The 18134-nt window shown below is 41.6% G+C and carries 15 protein-coding genes and 1 tRNA gene; 4 read left to right on the forward strand and 12 right to left on the reverse strand.

Annotated elements, in window-relative coordinates; all coding sequences use genetic code 11:
• Window positions 1-35: 35 nt before the first annotated feature.
• The 3 genes from KXQ82_RS02120 to KXQ82_RS02130 form a co-directional block, all read right to left on the reverse strand.
• Window positions 36-1331 carry a sensor histidine kinase gene (locus KXQ82_RS02120; protein WP_255563360.1) on the reverse strand — a complete coding sequence of 432 codons (1296 nt, stop codon included), beginning with the start codon at window positions 1329-1331 and terminating at the stop codon, window positions 36-38.
• Window positions 1332-1396: 65 nt separating this feature from the next.
• Complete coding sequence (locus KXQ82_RS02125; protein WP_219486359.1) at window positions 1397-2080, reverse strand: response regulator transcription factor; 684 nt, start codon at window positions 2078-2080, stop codon at window positions 1397-1399.
• A gap of 255 nt (window positions 2081-2335) precedes the next feature.
• Window positions 2336-2869, reverse strand: a complete 534-nt coding sequence (locus KXQ82_RS02130; RefSeq protein ID WP_219486362.1) for a hypothetical protein — start codon at window positions 2867-2869, stop codon at window positions 2336-2338.
• Between the two features lie 619 nt (window positions 2870-3488).
• On the opposite strand from KXQ82_RS02130, the gene arr reads away from it, so the two are divergent.
• Together arr and KXQ82_RS02140 are read left to right on the forward strand one after the other, a co-directional pair.
• The gene (gene arr, locus KXQ82_RS19930; protein ID WP_369412419.1) at window positions 3489-3929 is read left to right on the forward strand and encodes an NAD(+)--rifampin ADP-ribosyltransferase; all 441 of its coding nucleotides are present in this window, start codon (window positions 3489-3491) and stop codon (window positions 3927-3929) included.
• 190 nt (window positions 3930-4119) lie between these two features.
• Window positions 4120-6615, forward strand: a complete 2496-nt coding sequence (locus KXQ82_RS02140) for a glycosyl hydrolase 115 family protein (protein WP_219486366.1) — start codon at window positions 4120-4122, stop codon at window positions 6613-6615.
• Window positions 6616-6819: 204 nt separating this feature from the next.
• Here KXQ82_RS02140 and KXQ82_RS02145 read toward each other — a convergent pair whose 3' ends face one another.
• Genes KXQ82_RS02145 through KXQ82_RS02160 form a run of 4 tightly spaced genes read right to left on the reverse strand, consistent with a single transcriptional unit; the run spans window position 6820 to window position 8651 of the window.
• Window positions 6820-7431 carry a YdeI/OmpD-associated family protein gene (locus KXQ82_RS02145; protein WP_219486368.1) on the reverse strand — a complete coding sequence of 204 codons (612 nt, stop codon included), beginning with the start codon at window positions 7429-7431 and terminating at the stop codon, window positions 6820-6822.
• Window positions 7432-7443: 12 nt separating this feature from the next.
• A complete protein-coding gene (locus KXQ82_RS02150) occupies window positions 7444-7821 on the reverse strand; it encodes a DoxX family membrane protein (RefSeq protein ID WP_219486370.1) in 378 nt (125 codons plus the stop codon).
• 6 nt (window positions 7822-7827) lie between these two features.
• Entirely contained in the window at window positions 7828-8331 is a 504-nt protein-coding gene (locus KXQ82_RS02155) for an SRPBCC family protein (RefSeq protein WP_219486372.1), read from the reverse strand.
• On the reverse strand, window positions 8328-8651 hold the full coding sequence (locus tag KXQ82_RS02160) for an ArsR/SmtB family transcription factor (RefSeq protein ID WP_219486373.1): 324 nt from the start codon (window positions 8649-8651) through the stop codon (window positions 8328-8330). The genes KXQ82_RS02155 and KXQ82_RS02160 overlap by 4 nt, the downstream gene beginning before the upstream one ends.
• Before the next feature lie 226 nt (window positions 8652-8877).
• Here KXQ82_RS02160 and KXQ82_RS02165 point away from each other — a divergent pair, with 226 nt between their 5' ends.
• The gene (locus KXQ82_RS02165; RefSeq protein ID WP_219486374.1) at window positions 8878-9861 is read left to right on the forward strand and encodes a YncE family protein; all 984 of its coding nucleotides are present in this window, start codon (window positions 8878-8880) and stop codon (window positions 9859-9861) included.
• Between the two features lie 7 nt (window positions 9862-9868).
• Here KXQ82_RS02165 and KXQ82_RS02170 read toward each other — a convergent pair whose 3' ends face one another.
• Entirely contained in the window at window positions 9869-11335 is a 1467-nt protein-coding gene (locus KXQ82_RS02170) for a DNA/RNA non-specific endonuclease (RefSeq protein WP_219486375.1), read from the reverse strand.
• Window positions 11336-11632: 297 nt separating this feature from the next.
• On the opposite strand from KXQ82_RS02170, the gene efp reads away from it, so the two are divergent.
• The gene (gene efp / locus KXQ82_RS02175) at window positions 11633-12193 is read left to right on the forward strand and encodes an elongation factor P (RefSeq protein WP_219486376.1); all 561 of its coding nucleotides are present in this window, start codon (window positions 11633-11635) and stop codon (window positions 12191-12193) included.
• Between the two features lie 14 nt (window positions 12194-12207).
• Here the strand turns inward: efp and KXQ82_RS02180 are convergent, their stop codons facing one another.
• The 4 genes from KXQ82_RS02180 to KXQ82_RS02195 all read right to left on the reverse strand — a co-directional run bounded on the left by KXQ82_RS02180 (window position 12208) and on the right by KXQ82_RS02195 (window position 17622).
• Window positions 12208-13365 carry a formylglycine-generating enzyme family protein gene (locus KXQ82_RS02180; RefSeq protein WP_219486377.1) on the reverse strand — a complete coding sequence of 386 codons (1158 nt, stop codon included), beginning with the start codon at window positions 13363-13365 and terminating at the stop codon, window positions 12208-12210.
• A gap of 26 nt (window positions 13366-13391) precedes the next feature.
• On the reverse strand, window positions 13392-15908 hold the full coding sequence (locus tag KXQ82_RS02185; protein WP_219486378.1) for a TonB-dependent receptor: 2517 nt from the start codon (window positions 15906-15908) through the stop codon (window positions 13392-13394).
• Between the two features lie 15 nt (window positions 15909-15923).
• Window positions 15924-15995: transfer RNA gene (locus tag KXQ82_RS02190), tRNA-Cys, on the reverse strand.
• A 91-nt stretch (window positions 15996-16086) separates the two neighbouring features.
• Window positions 16087-17622, reverse strand: a complete 1536-nt coding sequence (locus KXQ82_RS02195) for a S10 family peptidase (protein WP_219486379.1) — start codon at window positions 17620-17622, stop codon at window positions 16087-16089.
• Window positions 17623-18134 lie beyond the last annotated feature (512 nt).

An 18134-nucleotide genomic window follows, 5' to 3' on the forward strand; every position in this document is an offset into this window, starting at 1 on the left:
CCAACCCGCCCGAGATTAGAACGGGATTAGAATTGCTACACAGCGTGTAAAAATTGTATGGTAATTGCCGTGCCCATACCTTCGGTAGAGTGGATAGTTAGCCTACCGTTAAACAACTGGACAATTTTTTGGGTAATAAATAAACCAATACCGGTACCTGCAAATTTGCGGGCGTTGTCGCTACGGTAAAATGATCTTACCACCTTATCAATATCATCGGAAGGTATGCCAATACCCGAGTCGGTTATTTTAAGGCGTATCAGTCGTTCATCGGCGTAAAAATCACAGGTAACGGTTTGCCTGCCCGAAAATTTAAAAGCATTGCCTACCAAATTATTCAACGCAATGAACATCAGCTGGCGGTTTGCAGAGATATTGAGCAGGCCTTCGTGTTCGGGTAGGTTTAGGATGTTTATTTTTAATAAACCCGCGCCGTACCTGTTGGTCCAAAACTCATTCACTTCCCATAAAAGTTCATCCATGCGTACAGGGTTTAGCTCTGCGGCGGTATAGTCCATATCCACCTGCGCCAGTTCCATAAGGCCCGATATGGTATCGCGCAAGCGTTCAGTTTCTTCCAATACCAATTGCAGGGTCTTTTCGTTTTCGGCTGGGGTATGTTGTTTGTTCAGGGCAAACTCAACTTCGCCAATAATGGTGGTAATAGGTGTGCGTAGCTCGTGCGAGGCATTGGCCACGTAAGTTTTTTGCAGTTCGAAGGCGTTTTCCAAATGTGCCAGCAGCCGGTTAAAATTGCGGGCCAGTTCGCTTATTTCGTCTTTGCCGTTACCCTCGTTAACACGCAGGTTAAGGTTGGTGGCCTTTATCAGTTGCATTTGCTTTACCACTTCGTTTATGGGCGAAAGTGCCTGCGTTGCCAGTAACCTGCTTACAAAATAAAGCAGGCCGCCTACAATAAAAAATACAACTATCATGGTTTGAAGCATTTTATCAAGCCTATGCTGCCCCTCAATATCGGTAGCCGACACAAGGATAACAAAGTTGCCCTGGTTGTCTTTATAATAAATACCCAGCACCTGCCTGCCGCCATCGGTAAACTCCACATATTTTTTTTTGCGTACGGTTTCTATGGTCTGCAAATCCCAGTGTTGTTTATTATCGGGTATAAATGCTGAGCTGTTTCGGCTGTCGTATAGGCGCACCAACTCACCGGGCAAGCTTTTAAGGTAATGCTGCCGCACTTTACCCAACGAGTCGGCTGTAATTTCATCGGCCTTTAAATATAGTTGCGCTGCTACATTGGCCCTGTCGTTCAAATGCGTAAAAAAATCATTGCGGATAAACGAATGGAACCAGAGGTATATAACCATGAGTACCACGAGCAAAACACCCGAGCCCAATAATGAAAAATATAACGAAAGGCGGTTTTTTATTTTCAATTGCCAGGTTCTGTTTTAAATATATAGCCTTTGCCAATAACGGTATGAATGTACTTATCAGTAAAGCCCTTTTCAACCTTATTACGCAGGTAGTTCATGTACACATCAACCACATTGGTGCCGGTGTCAAAATCAATACCCCATACTTTTTGCGCTATGGTTTGCCTGGTTAGTATTTTGTTGCTGTTGCGCATCAGCAGTTCTAACAAGGCATATTCTTTTGCGGTTAAGGTTATTTTACGCCCTGCACGTTCAATTGTATTATTGTAGGTGTTGAGGGTGATATCGCCAAGTGTAAGTATGTTGTCGCTATCAGTATTCTTCCTTCTTAATAAAGCTTCGATACGGGCCAGCAACTCTTTAAAGTGGAAAGGCTTTACCATGTAATCATCAGCACCGGTATTCAAGCCTTTTACCTTATCATCAATGCTATCTAAAGCGGTAAGCATCAAAATGGGTATATCTTTATCCTTTTGCCTGATGTGGCGGCAAACTTCTATACCATTCAAAAAAGGCAGCGAAATATCCAGTATAATGAGGTCGTACAGGTTACAAGCGAACAGCTTAACGGCTTCGGCTCCGTCGCGGCATAGGCTAACCTTATGGCTGCTTTCTTCGAGCGCTTTTTGTATAAAAGCAGCTACCCGTTCTTCGTCTTCTATCAAAAATATATTTGCCATATGGTTAACTAAACAAATATATGCCTTGTGCCCCTAATGTGGTTAGCCATCAGAAAGTTTCGGTAAGGTATTTGGAAAAATAGTTTTTATTTCAATGTTATTTTTAACTCTTCATTTTTCAATGGGTTGAGTATTGCTACCGAATCCTCCAAAAAGAACAGGGATATAGTAAATCAACTATATCCCTGTTCTTGTTTGTAATAACTTGCTTAAAATGGGCAAGATATAAAAGCAAAAAATTATATGGCTTCAGTACTACTGAACACGATTTACGCCTACATCAACATAGCCGGATGAGTCAACCACAACACCTTCCATTACGCCGTCCTCACGAGTGGTGTTTACATCATGCGATGCATACACGCCACCGGCATACATCTCATAAAAATTGCCAACGCCACTAATGTCTTTTATCCTCACAGTGTATGTACCCGGCGGAACGTAAGTAGTAATGCCGTTCCATTGCTCATCAGTTGACGAGTAAGTTGTCCACGAATAATAGTAATCATTTGTGGTAAATTCAGCTACTACACTGCCATTTTGCTCAAAAGTTACATCCCAATCATAAGTGCGGTACAAGCTACCTTGTGAGGCTGTTTCGTGAAAAATAACATTATCAGAAAAAAACGCACCATACAAGCTATTCGGTGAGTGTTTGGCAATGTAGCTTACTGTGTAAGGCACACCTAGTTTTTCTGTCAAAGCATTAATTTTTGGAGTGGCCAATGCTGTGCATAGTGCACCACTTACCAGTGCTATCAGTGATAGCATAAGTTTAGCTGTTTTCATAAAGAAGTTGATTATTGGTTATATACAAATTTAACCGACGATAATATCTATTTATTATGACATATTATCTTTTCCTTATGATAATTTACCTATAAGTAAAAATAAAATTTCTGAACGAAAGTTATTCCAGGTAACTGAATCCCTTTTACAAGCAGACATACAATAGTTGCGCCGATGACATGTGGTTCAAAACATATTCTTCCTATAATTGCATGCCTAAACCAAATGACCGGTTCCGAACAAATAGATACGGCCAATATCGTTGCATATATCATGACCACTGACATATAGTAATAAACTGACAAATAATTAAAAAATGGAATTTAATCCAAGCAACATTGTTATTAAGCTTTGTCTTCAAGGTATGGACATGGAGGAAAAAGGCAAGCCTGAAGAGGCAAGCAAACTATTTCTTCAGGCCTGGAACGAAGCGACAGACGACTTTGAAAAGTTTACTGCGGCTCATTATGTGGCCCGGCACCAAAAAAATATTCCCGACAAACTAAGATGGCATGAAACGACTTTGCAGTTTGCATTAAAAATAAATAACGATGCCGTTAAGAGTGCTTTTGCTTCTCTGTATTTAAATATTGCCAAATGTTATGAAGATTTGAATGATGTGGATAATGCAAAAAGAAATTATGAATTAGCAGCATCCTTTGCAGACAAGCCTTCTGACAAAGGGCCATTTTATCACGGAACGAAAGCAAACCTGCAGATTGGTGATTTGCTGACCGCAGGGCGTATGTCTAATTATCACCCGCACGTAATAATGAATCATATTTATTTTACAGCCCTGGTTAATGGGGCAGGATTTGCCGCGGCATTGGCAAAAGGAGACGGACATGAGCATGTTTATATAGTGGAACCGACAGGGAGTTTTGAAAATGACCCAAATGTTACCGATAAAAAATTTCCGGGTAATCCAACGCGTTCATACCGAACCAAGGCACCAATGAAAATAGTTGGCGAAGTAACAGATTGGATGAGGCAAACACCTGAAGAGCTACAAAAATTCCGCGAAAAATTGGCCAATAATAAAGGCGAAATCATTAATTAATTGTAAGATACGTTGAAGCCACGGATTAGAAGTGATGGTGTTAGTAATCTTATTGATTTTTTAAATCAAAACCGGCTGATGGAGTGATACGCCATACTAAGAATGTCTCTGGTACAATCAACATTATCAAGGCAGAAATATTAAAATAATAATACATCTTTACATCAGAAATTTCAATGTACTTGTTGATATGAAAAAGAAAAGCCAATTACTTTTATCCTTTTTAATTTTAGTTTCGGCCTGTAAAGTATACGGGCAAGCTATTTCTGTTAGCCCGGCAGCAGCCGTAAAACTAACAGATTTTAGTCTGGTAGGTAATAAAACAGCCGCGCCAATAGTAATTGACGATGCTGATCACCAATCAGTAAAAATTGCTGCTGGTTTATTTGCACAGGATGTTAAGCGTGTTACCGGCATATTGCCGCAGGTAGGCCCTCTTGGTACCGCTAAACCGGATATGGTAATAGCCGGAACAATTGGCAAAAGCACCCTTATCGATAAACTCATTGCCCAGGGCAAGATCGCTTCGGTAGATAAAATAAAAGGAAAGTGGGAAGCCTCATTATGGCAGGTGGTTGCTAACCCTGTTGCGGGTGTTAAAAAAGCACTGGTAATTGTGGGCAGCGACAGGCGCGGAACCGCGTATGGCTTAATGCAGCTGTCAAAAAAAATAGGCGTGTCGCCCTGGTACTGGTGGGCCGATGTGCCGGTAAAACAGCAAACCGCCCTTACCTTAAACGTAGCCCAACCTACCTGGGATGCCCCCGCTGTAAAATACCGAGGTATATTTATTAATGATGAAGATTGGGGCATTAACCAGTGGGCGCGCAAAACATTCGAAAAGGAGTTTGGTGCCGGTGTTGGCCCTAAAACCTACGAAAAAGTTTTTGAACTGATGTTACGTTTAAGGCTCAATTATATTTGGCCGGCCATGCATGAGGTATCAAAAGAGTTTGGCGATACCCCCGAAAATGCTGAATTGGCCGACCGCTACGGTATAGTTGCCGGTTCATCGCATTGCGAACCTATGTTGTATAACAATGTACATTGGGATAGCAAACTTAAAGGCGGCTGGAACTACAGCACCAATAAAGACAGCGTTTATAAATACTGGAAACAAACAACTTTAGACCGGAAAGATAAAGAGGCGGTATGGACGGTAGGTATCCGAGGCATACATGACAGGGGGATGGAAACGCCTCCCGGCGGTATTCCCGACCGAATTAACCTGATGGAGCATATACTTAAAGATCAGCGCGACCTGATAAATAACTATGTAACCAAACAATACGGCCCTGTAGCGCAATGCTTTGTACCTTACAAAGAAGTTTTAACACTGTACGATGCCGGGTTAAAAGTACCAGAAGATGTAACGTTGATGTGGGTAGATGATAACTTTGGCTACATCCGCAGGTTCTCTAACCCCGATGAGCGTAAGCGTGCGGGTGGTAGCGGGGTTTACTGGCACCTTTCTTATTACGGTCAGCCGCACTCATACACCTGGATAAATACCACGGCTCCGGCGTTAATATGGGAAGAGTTGCATAAAGCCTGGGAAAACCAGGCACGTTCCATGTGGGTGATAAACGTGGGCGATATTAAACCGATGGAAACAGGTATTGATTATTTTTCGCGCCTGGCCTGGGATCCGGAAGCGCAACACAACGATACGCAGCCACAATTCTTAAAGTCGTTCCTTGAGGATAATTTTAATGCTGAGTTAGGGAAGCCTCTTAACCAGTTATTGACCGATTTTTACCGTTTGGGAACAACCAGGAAACCTGAGTTGATGAACCGTGAATGGGCGCTTACACTTAGCGACCAAAATGCCCGTCAGTTACAGTCGGAATACGAAAACATATTACAACAGGATCGTACCATCTCGGCCAGGGTTCCCGCCGCAAGTACCGATGCCTATACCGAACTGGTAGGTTTCCCGGCAAGGGTATTGGCCGCAACCGGTTTGATATTTATGAACGACAGGAGCAAAGTACTTGGTGCCGACTCAATAACGGCTAACGTTGAAATAGAAAAATTAAAGCATTACCTTGAAGGTGAAGTAAGTAATTATAATACTAAAATTGCAGGTGGTAAATGGGCTTATATGATGCCCGGTTTAACCACAGGTAAATTTTTAATGGCCTGGAACAGCCAGGTTGCCTGGCCGTGGGGCGAAAAAAAACAACCCGATGCCATAAATAAAACGATAGATTCGTATATCATCCGCAAAGCATCATCTGCCGATGGGCGTACAGTATCAGGGCCGGCCCAGTGGACAGCTATACCCGGTTTGGGCAATTCCGGCGAAGCCATGGCCTTACAACCGGCCAGCCTGTCATCATCATGGAAACCGGGCGATCAGTCTGCCCCTACGCTAACCTATAATTTTAAGGCTAACGGTAAACCAACGCAGGCACTAATTGATTTTATGCCAACTTTCAGGCTCTATCCCGGGATGCAATTACGTGTAGCCATTGCTATTGACGGTAAATTATTGAGTACTGTAGAAGTGCCCGGATCTAACGGAAAAGAAGATGAAAAAGGGCCAAACCGCAACCAGGGCATCCGTAATAATTATGTGAGGAGTGTTATTGACTTGTCGGCTATGAGTGCAGGCGATCATAAATTATCCATTATGGCTGTAGATCCCGGGGTGGTTATAGATAGGGTTTCTTTTTCAAACTGATAAAATATTTAGACCTATGGAAAGTTTGTCCATATTATGGATATTGAAGGCAACAAAATAGAACTATGGGAACCTAATGATATTGAATATGAAAAGTTAGGTGTAAAAATGGGCAGCAAAACCACTAAATAAATAGTAATCAGGCTGCCCGCGCTACTGCAAGTATTTATCAGCAAAAACCGGTATCAACAGGTTTTAGTTATATTATTTTTCATATTTCCAAAACCGGGCTTTGCCTTCTGCTATCCATGCTATGGCTTCTTCCATTCTTTTTTGGCGGGTAGCATCTGTTTTGGCATCAGTTATCCAAATAATATAATCTTTGCGAAACGAGTCTGATTTATTTTCAAAAACCTCTTTCGCGATAGGGTTAGCGGCTAACTTTTCCGAAAAGTAGTCAGGCATTTCAAGCACTTTTGGCTTATCAGTTTTTTGGACAATTACTTTTATCCCTTTCTCATTCAAAACCATCGCTTCTTTTATCAATGCTATAAATTCGTCATCTGCCGGCAGATCAGAAAGGTTGGTAACCTTACCTAAAAATCGTTTTATTGGTTTCAATGCCTTACTTTCTTTCAACCGGGCATCATTCATTAACTCAGCCTTTAAAAAGGTAAAAGAGCAGTGGTTTGCGTAAGCAGCTATCACACACATAAAATCGCCTTTATAATCAAAATGCGGAAACCCCCATTTAATGGCCTCGTCCACATCAGGGCAGGTATTATGAATGAGCTGCCGCCAGTGTGCTAAAATTGGTTTTGCAAAAGCCGCCGCTTTGTCAATATATACATCAACTGTTGGATTGAACTTTGTCATCGCTGCGGTGATTTATTGAATCATGGGTAAATATTTTTGCCTGTTTTCATAGATCACCCAAAGGTTGATGGCAAGTAAGGCCAGTGCAACGGGTAAACCTGAGGGCATTGCAGCGTAGTTTGTCAGCAGGATACCTATCATAACCGGAAAAATCACTATTGCACCTAAAGCTCGTGTTTTGGGAATGATAAAAAGTAGGCCCCCTATAATTTCGGCAACACCCGTTAATGGCATTAGCCAGCTTATCTCCATAAAAGCGGCGCCCATTTTTTGCATTTTTTCGGGCATATCTTTGGGAGCAGGCATATAATTCACAAATTTATTGAGGCCTGCATTAATAAACATCAAACCAAAAAGAAGGCTTAATATAAATAGCACTTTCTGTTTCATAATAATTTATTTGTTAAGGGTTAATAATAATTCGTCTAATCTTTCTAAAGTCGAAGTCATTCCTTCCTGCATGCCCATTTGGATAACCGTTTCCAGATCGCTCAGCGATTTGTAGGTAACAACCGTTTGTACAACAGCATTATCACCCAGATCTGTAAAGGTTACATCCCAATTAGCACGTGGCAGCTCCGGATCGATCTCTCCTTCGTTATTGCAAAACGCATCCATGGCTGTATAGCTGTCTATAGGTTGAATAGCAAGGTAATCCAGGCGTGCCCAATATTCCGTGCCGTTTGGCTCAACCATGGCATAGATCCAGCGCCCTCCGGCACGGAAGTCCATCTCCTTGGTTTTAGTAGTGAGTGGTTTGGGTGCAAACCATCGGTCGAGTAATTCACTTTTGGTGTGAGCATCCCATACCAGTTGGCGGCCGGCCCTAAACTCCCGTTTAATGGTCAATGTGTTTTTTGCCTTGTCTGTTACAAATTCGAATTGTAGGTTGTTTTTCATTGGTCTTGTATATGCTGTATAGTTAATAGTAAATCATCAAGTTGGTCATAACGGTTTTCCCATATCTTTCTAAACTGCGCTATCCATTTATCTATTTCTTTTATTTTATCTACTTCCAGTTGATAATAGATCTCGCGACCCCGGTGTTCCTGTTTCACTAACTGGCATTCGGTTAGTACCCTCAAATGCTTTGAAATGGTTTGCCTGGTGGAGTCAAAATGTTCTGAAAGGGCATTTGGTGTCATAGCTTGTATTGCGATGAGTGCAATAATTGCCCGTCTGGTGGGGTCTGCAATGGCTTGGAAAACGTCTCGTCTCATTTGTTGATCCTGTTATGAAGCTAATCGGTTGCAAATATATATGCAGCCAATTGGATGCGCAAATTTATTTTTTATTTTATGGATCCCGAGGGCGCCATTGGCTCCTGCCCGTGATGTTAATAAAAGCTTTATTTTGTTTGAATGCTGATACGCTCGTTGTAAACAAAAACAAAATTTTTGTGTGTTGAATTTTGTAGATTAGTACTGCTTAAACGCCAGCTACAATATGAAAAAGGTATTACTTTTTATCGTATTCTTCTACAGCGGTTTTTTAATGGCGCAATCGCCCTTGCTGGTTGCTGTTCAACAACAGTACGATTCGGTAGTTGTTTTTGATCTGGTGAGTAAGCAAAAGCGGGTATCGGCAAAGGTTGGTTTTAAGCCACATGAGGTTACTTATGATGCGGTTACAAAAAAGTGCTTTATCAGTAATTTTGGGCTGGAAGATTACGATCTGAAAATAGGTAAAACAGGGAATACCATTTCTGTTTTCGATCCTTTTACCGGAGAAATATTAAAACCGTTATATACTGCTGCAGACACCTCCGTTCATAACGGCCCGCATGGGATAAAAGTTAGGCCGGGCAAACATCGCGAGCTTTTTGTGAATACCGAAATAGGTGGCGATGCGATGATGGTGTATGATATCAATAATTATGCAGTGAAAAGAAGTTTTGCTTTGCCGCAGGGAACGCACAATTTTATTTTTTCAACAAATGGCGATAGTTTGTGGGTAATGTCGGGCCTTAATGGGGTTTACCGTATCAATACTGAAAATGGTGCGGTTTTAAGCCATGTGGTCCTTCCATCAGCAACAAGGGGCGTATTGGCGGCAAAACAATGGTTGGTAGCATCATGCAAAAACGAAGTATTTCTGCTCTCTAAAAAAGATCTCAGCATAGTAAAACACTTTGGTAACCTGCAACTAAAAACCGGGCTGATCACTTATTCGAATATCACTAACGATCAAAAATACATACTTGCACCCGCGCCCTTGGATAGCGTTGTTTTGGTAATAGCTGTGAGTAACGGGCAGGTAGTTCATCGGCTGCAAACCGGCAATACGCCCTTAAATGTACAGGTGGACGGAACGAAAGCCTATGTAACGCATGCTTATGATGACTATATTGCAACTATAGATCTAAGTAATTTTACTTTCACCAGGTATTTAAAAGCATATGGTACAAACGGGCTTGTGCTGGCAAAATGATCTCATACTATTTTTTCTTTACTTTTTTGGTTTTGTCTAATTTCCAGGGATTAACACCGCTGCTTTTATAAGTTTGGTAGGCTACCAGCAGTGCTACTATAGCAGGTACACTCCATGCGTAGTTCAACATTAATTGCTCAACACTTATACCAATACTACCGGCATAGCTATTTAATAATGAAACAGCTTGTTTACTGCCAAGCCCTAAGCCAGTGGCAATGCCGGCTAAAAGCGTAGTTTTCGCGGCAGTCCAAACATCTCTTTTATCAGCAAAATTAACTGTTTTACCGGTGGCGGTTTTTATAAAATATTCATTCTGGATATCGCCGGTATGCATCTGTTCAATGTACTCGTTCAATACCTCTATGCGCTTGCCGCTTGTTTTGTCATATATCCATAATTTACACCAAAGGCCCTGCGGAACGTAACTTTCGGCTGCTGCTACTTTTGCGGCATCCTGGTCACCAAAATAATTTAATGCATTTAAAATGTACCTCGGCAACTCAAACGGGCGCCCGTACTGTGGTATAACCTGGTAACAAACAATATCTTTTTTTGAATTTGTATGGTCTTTTACTGTTTCTTCAACCTTTTTTAAATGGCCTTCGGTACTGTGGTTATTAGTACGTTGTGTTAAAGGCGTTAAATTTGACCAGGTATCGCCGGGGCCATGTATATTATCGTTTAATAAGTGGCCCCTTACATAATAGCTTGATGCACCACCGGCATTTTGCATCCTTTTTAACAAAATATTCCATGTGGCATTGCTTACACTTGGGCCGCTGCCCGCATCGCCCTTAACGGTTAAAGGGTCGGCCAGCATATATGTGCCAAAGCCTGCACTGGTAAGGGGGCCATACGTAATATTGGTTTTATCATCATCTTTGGGTTTAGCCCTTACCATATCCCTTAAGGTGGTGTACGAGCCTAATACACCCCATATGGCCCAATCTGTTACCACATTACCAACGGCTTGTTCTAATATCCAGAAAGGTGGTGAGGCTACCAACCCGATTTTTGGTTTGCCTTTTTCTGTTGAATCTATCAAAATATCATCCAGGAAGAATTTGCTTTTAGCTTCCGTGAGCACCATAAATATCTGTTCGGGCTCAGCCATTTCTAAGCCTTGCAATGCTCCATCCAACCATTGTTTTGCGGCTATTTTTTTCTCGCCAGGTAAAGACTTTTCAGTTATTTCGGTAGGAGGGGTAGCACCGGGTGCCTGGGTTTTTTGTTCGCTATTAGTGGCTGTTGGTAGTTGTTCTTGCCCTGATGGCTGTTCTGTTTCGGTTTTGTTTTGTATTACGGGTACCGCGGGCATAGTTTTGCCCCTGCTGCTATGTTGCTGACCTAAGCTTTGCTTTTTTTGAAAAACGGATATTGCAGGGAGCCGCATAGCGCCTGCAGAATCAGTTTGATTTGCTATCGCTCTTGTTGGATTGACCTGTACATTTTTGGCAAGAGTGTTTTCCATTTATTGCCTCCTTAGTATAAAAATAGTTTATTTTATGCTAACCATAAAGGTGTTTTTTCAAATACCATCGAAATGTTGTATATTGTAGGTAAGGATAAAGGAGCAATAACATGTGGAGAACAGGATGTATATTGTTGTTTGTAATAGCCAATTTACCACCTGTTTTTAATGATTGATTGACTGATCGAAAGCTTTTCAAAATCTATAAAATCAACTTCCTCATTAAGCATCATTTTTACCTTACGGTTTATCATAACTTAATCTATCTTTGGGCACAAAATTCAAAATCGCATTTACATGGCAAAGGCATCCGAAATTAAAGTAGGCAATATATTACGGTTTAACGGCGAACTGGTAACCGTTACAGAGGTTTTACACCGCACACCGGGCAAAGGTGGCGCATTTTACCTTGATAAGTTTCGCAACATTAAAACAGGTAAAATTGTAGAGGCCCGCCTGGGCACCGATGAGCAGGTAGAGATATGCCGCGTTGAAACCAACGATTTTCAATACTTGTATGAGGATGGAGATGCTATGGTGATTATGGATAATACGAATTACGAGCAGCATAATATCCCGAAATCATTATTCGGTCCGGCGGTTAGGTTTTTGAAAGAAGGAATGAATGTGATTGTTTCTTTTGAAAGCGAAGAGCCGATAATGGCAACTGCGCCTAATTTTGTGGAACTTGAAATTACCTATACCGAACCTGCTGTTAAAGGCGATACTTCGTCGGGTGCGCTTAAAAATGCGACGACCGAAAACGGCGTTGAAATAAAAGTGCCGCTTTTTGTAAACCAGGGCGACAAAATAAAATTAGATACACGTACAGGCGAGTACGTTGAGCGTGTGAAGTAATAACCATTTGGTTATTACTTATTGACTACGCACCTGAATCCGAGGTGTTCCATGCCGCTGTCTTCGGTTGTTTTCATGCGGCGCGATACCCGGTAGCCGGTGCAGTAGCTTTCGTTACACAAAAATGAGCCACCCCTAACCACTCTTTTTGGAGCAAGGGGCTCATCCGGGTCATAAGCCTTGTTGGGGCCTTTAGGGTTATTAACGCCTTTAGGGTCGAGCGAGTTATAATAGCGGCTGTCGTAATTATCGGCACACCATTCCCATACGTTACCGGCCATATCATACAGCCCATAACCATTAGCCGCGAAAGATGCTACAGGTGCTAAACCATAATAGTGATCATTCAGCGTGTTTTTATAAGGGAAGTTTCCTTCCCATGTATTGGCTTTTGGGCTACCCTCGTTTATGTTTTGGTTGCCCCAGGGGTAAATATTGTTAGTTAATTTGCCACGGGCAGCCCATTCCCATTCAGCTTCGGTAGGTAAGCGTTTGCGGGCCCATTTGCAATAAGCCAAGGCATCGTAATAAGAAATGTGTACAACAGGGTAAGCGTCTTTGCCTGCAATAGTACTGCCCGGGCCATGCGGGTGTTTCCAGTTGGCGCCTTTTTTCCATTGCCACCATTGGCTGTAATCATCCAACGCGACAGCTTTTTTAGAGGGCACAAATACCAATGATGCTGCAACAAGCAAACTATCAGGTGGTTTGGGTGTACCCGGAGGCTGCTGCTTTTTTAATACCTCCCAATCCGGCTTTTGCTCGGCGGTGGTTACGTAACCGGTGGCTTTTACAAATTTGGCAAATTGGGCGTTTGTAACTTCGGTAACATCTATCCAAAATCCATCAACCCTTACTTTATGCTTTGGATATTCGTCGGGCAAGGCTTGTTTGTTATCGGCACCCATCATAAATGTACCCGCGGGTATCCAAACCATATGGTCGTGTTTGGTACTATTGCTTTGTTCTGCTTCCGCGGGGTTAACATTAGCCGCTGTTTTAAAACGTGCCGGGATATTAGATTCGCAGCAGAGTGCTGTTTTTTTTATAACAGGTATGTTTGATTCGATAGTATGCGGTACAAAAGCTTTTTTTTCGGTATGCCGGCACGAATAAATGGAAATGCTGAATACACACAACAGGTAATACGCGGCTTTTATTTTATTGATCATGTTTTTTTGAAATTTGATAGCCTTATTTAAAATTCTTTATCACCGAACTCACTATTCGGTAATTTTGATTTTTTGCTGAGTTGATTAAGATTAAAACTTAGGTTAACTACAAACATATCGGTTTCCTGAATATAGTTAGTAGTGGTATAAAAATTACTACCCGATGTAGTAATACGCTGCTTATTTGTACCGAGTAAACCCATATCAATGTTTTGCCATTGCAGGGTAGCACTCATAGCGCCTTTAAAAAACGTTTGCCTGTATGATGCGTTGGGTGTTATAAAACGTGAATCGCGCCCTTGTGCTGTAGCCCGTTCTGATAGGTAATTGATGTTAAGCTGCAACAGGCTCTGCTTTGTGATTTTAAAGCCCGTGTTGGCATTAAACGAATAATTTAAGCTGGAATTATTAACCTGTACACTATTACCAAACAGGTTGCCTTTAATGTTATAGTTGTAAATATTGGCACCCGCATAAAGCTGCCACCAATCAGTTAATTTTAAATCGGTGCCAAATTCGGCACCCCATAAGCTGGCATTACCGGCATTGGTGTAAACCCGGTATAAAATGGTGTCGGTTAAAACCTTATTTACCCGGTTTATGGCATTTTTAATATCCTGGTGATACAGTGTTGCAAAAGCAGAGCCTTTACTAAATGTCTTAATTACGCCTAATTCATACAGGTTAACAAACTCGGGCAATAGGTCAGGGTCGCCAAGCTCTTGGGTTTCGGAGTGCTCTCTTTCGGGATAAGGGTTTAGTTCGTTAAAGTTGGTGCGCTGTATGCGTCTGCTGTAACCGGCCTTTGTTTTCCACCCATTTTTAAATGTATATAAAAAATTAGCCGATGGGAAAAGGTTATTCAGGTACAGGTTATTTAAGCCCTGGCTTTGATTAGCCGAAAAGTTACGCGCGGAATATTCATACCTTAAACCACCTACATATTGTAGCTTACCCCTAACCGCCGAATATTGTGCATATAAACCCTGCACTGTGTTGAGCACATCGGTAACATTGTAGGATAGCTGGGCGAGCGGCCCCGATGCGAGATTTTGCTGCTGTGTTAAAAAGGTGCCGTTTTGCTTTTGGTATTTAAACTGGTAACCGGTTTCTAATTTTCCGGGTCCAATATTAACCGAGTAATCCGCCTGCAGGCGATACCCATGCAGGGGGTTAGTATTTGTATTGGCAGTGTATTGTTGTAAGGTATTAGTATCAGGGTAGTTAAGGTTACGGTTATGGGTAAAACCGTCTAACTCGTCGTACTCAAAAAGCCCTGATAAAGCTAATGCTGATTTATTATTGAACTTGTGATTATAATCCAGGTTAGCTAATGTGAAATTGCCTTTCCGTTGTACCAGGTTTGAGTTATAATAGGTGATTTTGCCTATTTGCTGCCCTGTATTAATATCGGTTTTGGTGTTGTTATAAACTAAGTTTGCTATACGGTATTGTGTACGGCTACCATGATAAAACCCGGCTGTAATAGCGTCATCATTACCGGGTGCATAAGTTACTGTAGCCCTGGCAGCATAGGTACTCCTTTTAAAACTCCGTTCACCAGATGACGGAAACGAGGTATAGCGGTTTGCTACAGTTGTATTCACATCGCCATCCCTTTGTCCGGCAATATCATTACGCAGGTAATTCCCGCCAACGGTAATATCCCATTGATTAGTTTTATAATTCAATGTAGCATCGGCGCCGTAGCGGTTGGGTTCTGTTTTATTGTTATAAGTCTGCGTTGATGGCAAACCGTATTGACCGTTGGCCGCTATAGAAATTCCATTGTTTGCACCCTTTTTGGTGGTGATGTTAATAATGCCGCCTTTGCCATCTGCATCATATTTAGCCGATGGTGAGGTAATGAGTTCTATGTTTTCGATAGCATTGGCGGGTAGCTGGCTAAGTACTGTTCCGGCATCGGCTTGTACGGGTTTGCCATTGATAAGCACTAAAAAACCGCTTGAACCACGCATACTGATCTCACCTTGTGAATTAACGGTTATTGATGGCATATTTCTGATCACATCAATGGCATTACCGCCTTTTGCAGCTTGAAACTGACCCGCGCTGTATACCTGTTTATCAATTCTATTTATAACACCGGCTTTTTGCTCATTAACCCTTACCTCATTTAAATACCGCTGATCGGGGCTTAACTTTATCTGGCCAATATTAACTACCTGGTTGTTGGTTAAATTTAAATTGTTCACCAGTTTGGTTGCATAGCCTACAAAATGGACCTTAAGGTAATAGTTGCCTGTTTTTAGCTTTGTAAATTCGAACGAGCCATTTGCCTTGGTTAAGCTACCTGTTACCTGCGACGAGTCTGTGGTCCGGTACAGCGTAACTGCGGCAAACTCAATTGGTGTACCCGATAACTGATCAATAGCTACACCAGTTACTGAGCCACTTTGGGCATACAGGCAAGAGGTTATAAAAAGTAATAGTAAAGCAAGCCCTGTTTTTTTTGAAAAGTATTGGGCTGTTACAGTTATTTTTTTAAAATGGTTTGCCGGGCACTTTGTTAGTTGATACATTGTTTTAGTTTCGAGAGGTGTGAGGGCGGATTCGAACCGCCGTAAAAGGTTTTGCAGACCTCCGCCTAACCACTCGGCCACTCCACCTTGTTTATTTTGTTTTAACTGCTACGGGGCTTTCCCAACAATTGTTTGGCATAAATAATCATTCTAAAATTAAGTAATCATAGTCACTATATTAATTTATGATGCTTAAGGTTTGCTCATAAAACCTTTCACCATCCTTACTAAATTGAGCATCCGCGGTATTGCTGATATACACCATGTGCCCCGAATCATAATAATGCATACTGATATTGTTGCGCAACTCAGGCTTTAATCCAAGATGGCGGATAACATATTCTGTACTGCCAACAGGTGTAGCCAGATCATATAAACCGCAAACCACATTAACTTTTAAACCAGGGTTTTTTGCCATTACATTTTTTAATGTTTCCGAAATATTGAGGTAACTGTTCGAAGCATCAGGGCCATAATTCCAATCGCCTGTAGCGGTGGTGGCCATATAGGGTAGCTTATTCAAATATTTCAGGTCGTTGTTTACATATTGTGCAAAAGCCGAAGTAAATAGCCTGCTTATATTGGTTTCGCTTGGGTCGGCCTTAAGTTTGTTATCACCGGTAAAGCGGCTGTCAAATCCACCAATGGTAAGCCCGTCTTTTTTTAACAAAGCCTGGCAAAATTGCCTGTCGGTAATGCGGCCATTTATTTGGCGAATGTAATTTAGAGGCAGACTTGTAAAGTAATGTAACGAGTCGATTACTTTATTGGTTAACTCAGCCGACGCGGCTTCGCCCTGGTTTAAAAAGAAAGTATAAGTACCCTGCGCAAATGATGATGCTTTAGCGATCAATTGTTGGGGCGACAGGCGTTGTAATTCATTATTTAACCGTTGATGATACTGCGCTGCAACCGCGTATGATGGTAAGTAGTAGCTATAAGGTGTTTCGTTACCGTGATGGAAATCGATCAGTTGGTAATTCAGTGCCGGCGATATTAGTGTTATGCCATTGAAGGCTATTTGATATTGATCTTGTAAATATGCTGCTAAACCTACCGCGCGTACGGTACCGTAGCTTTCGCCCGCCAAAAATTTCGGGCTATTTTCGCGGTGATGCTGTGTAAGGTAAAGATGGATAAATTGCCCTATGGAAGCGATATCGCCATCATAGCCATAAAATTGCTTAACGTTCACTTCGTCTTCGGGGCGGCTGTATCCTGTCGAAACAGGATCTATAAATACCAAGTCGGTAAAGCCCAGCCAGCTATAGGGGTTATCTCCATATTGATAAGATGCGTCGGGCGCATCGCCCTTATCATTCTTAAACAATACCCGTACCGGCCCGAACGATCCCATGTGCAGCCATATTGCAGCAGACCCGGGGCCACCGTTAAAAACAAAAGTGATAGGGCGATCAGCGCTATGTAGGCTATCGGTTTGATATGCTACATAAAAAATATTAGCTGATGTCTGTCCATCTGCTCCGGTCAATGGCATATATCCTGTAGTTGCAGTATAACTTAGTTGTTGACCGCCAATATGTAATTGATGGGTAGTAACAGCCAATTGATAGGCCAGATATCCCGCTTTGTATCTATAGGAAGTACGGTCTGATTTACCCCACGAACTGAAGAGTAATATTACTAAACCGGTTATGGTAAACAGCCAAACCGGTTTAGTGTGTTTTTTTGAAATAAGAGTAGCGCGTAACATAAAGAGAAAGAGTTTATAAAATTTAAATACGATTAGCTTTGCCGGATCAACAACAGCAACTGCACATGACCCTTGGAGAGCGGGACATTCGCATCGTAAAAATGGATTTTATATAACTACTTGCTTTCAATCTATAAAGTCTATCGAATTAATAGACAATGCAAATGTACGAAAGGTTTTTGAAAAAGCTAATTTTGGTAAAAGTATACTAATTAAATATTGCAATCGATTGCAATATTTAATTAGTATATGCTGGTTTTGGATATAGCAATTGGCGGTGCTGTAGAAGAAAGTTATACTCAATTTGTATTTATCTGAACATTTTAGGCCAATTTATAGATGTAATTTATAATTGTATCATAAAAGTTACAAATTAACCGATTGCATAAATTATTGCAATGCTTAAGTTTGCCTAACCTCTTGTATTCCAATTATGCCTGAAAAAAGTGTTCACATTAGTAGTGGCTGTCGCTATTCTGCTATCTTAAAGGTGCCTAAAAAAGCGTTTACCG

This window comes from Mucilaginibacter rivuli, assembly GCF_019391655.1.
Classification (GTDB): Bacteria; Bacteroidota; Bacteroidia; order Sphingobacteriales; family Sphingobacteriaceae; genus Mucilaginibacter; species Mucilaginibacter rivuli.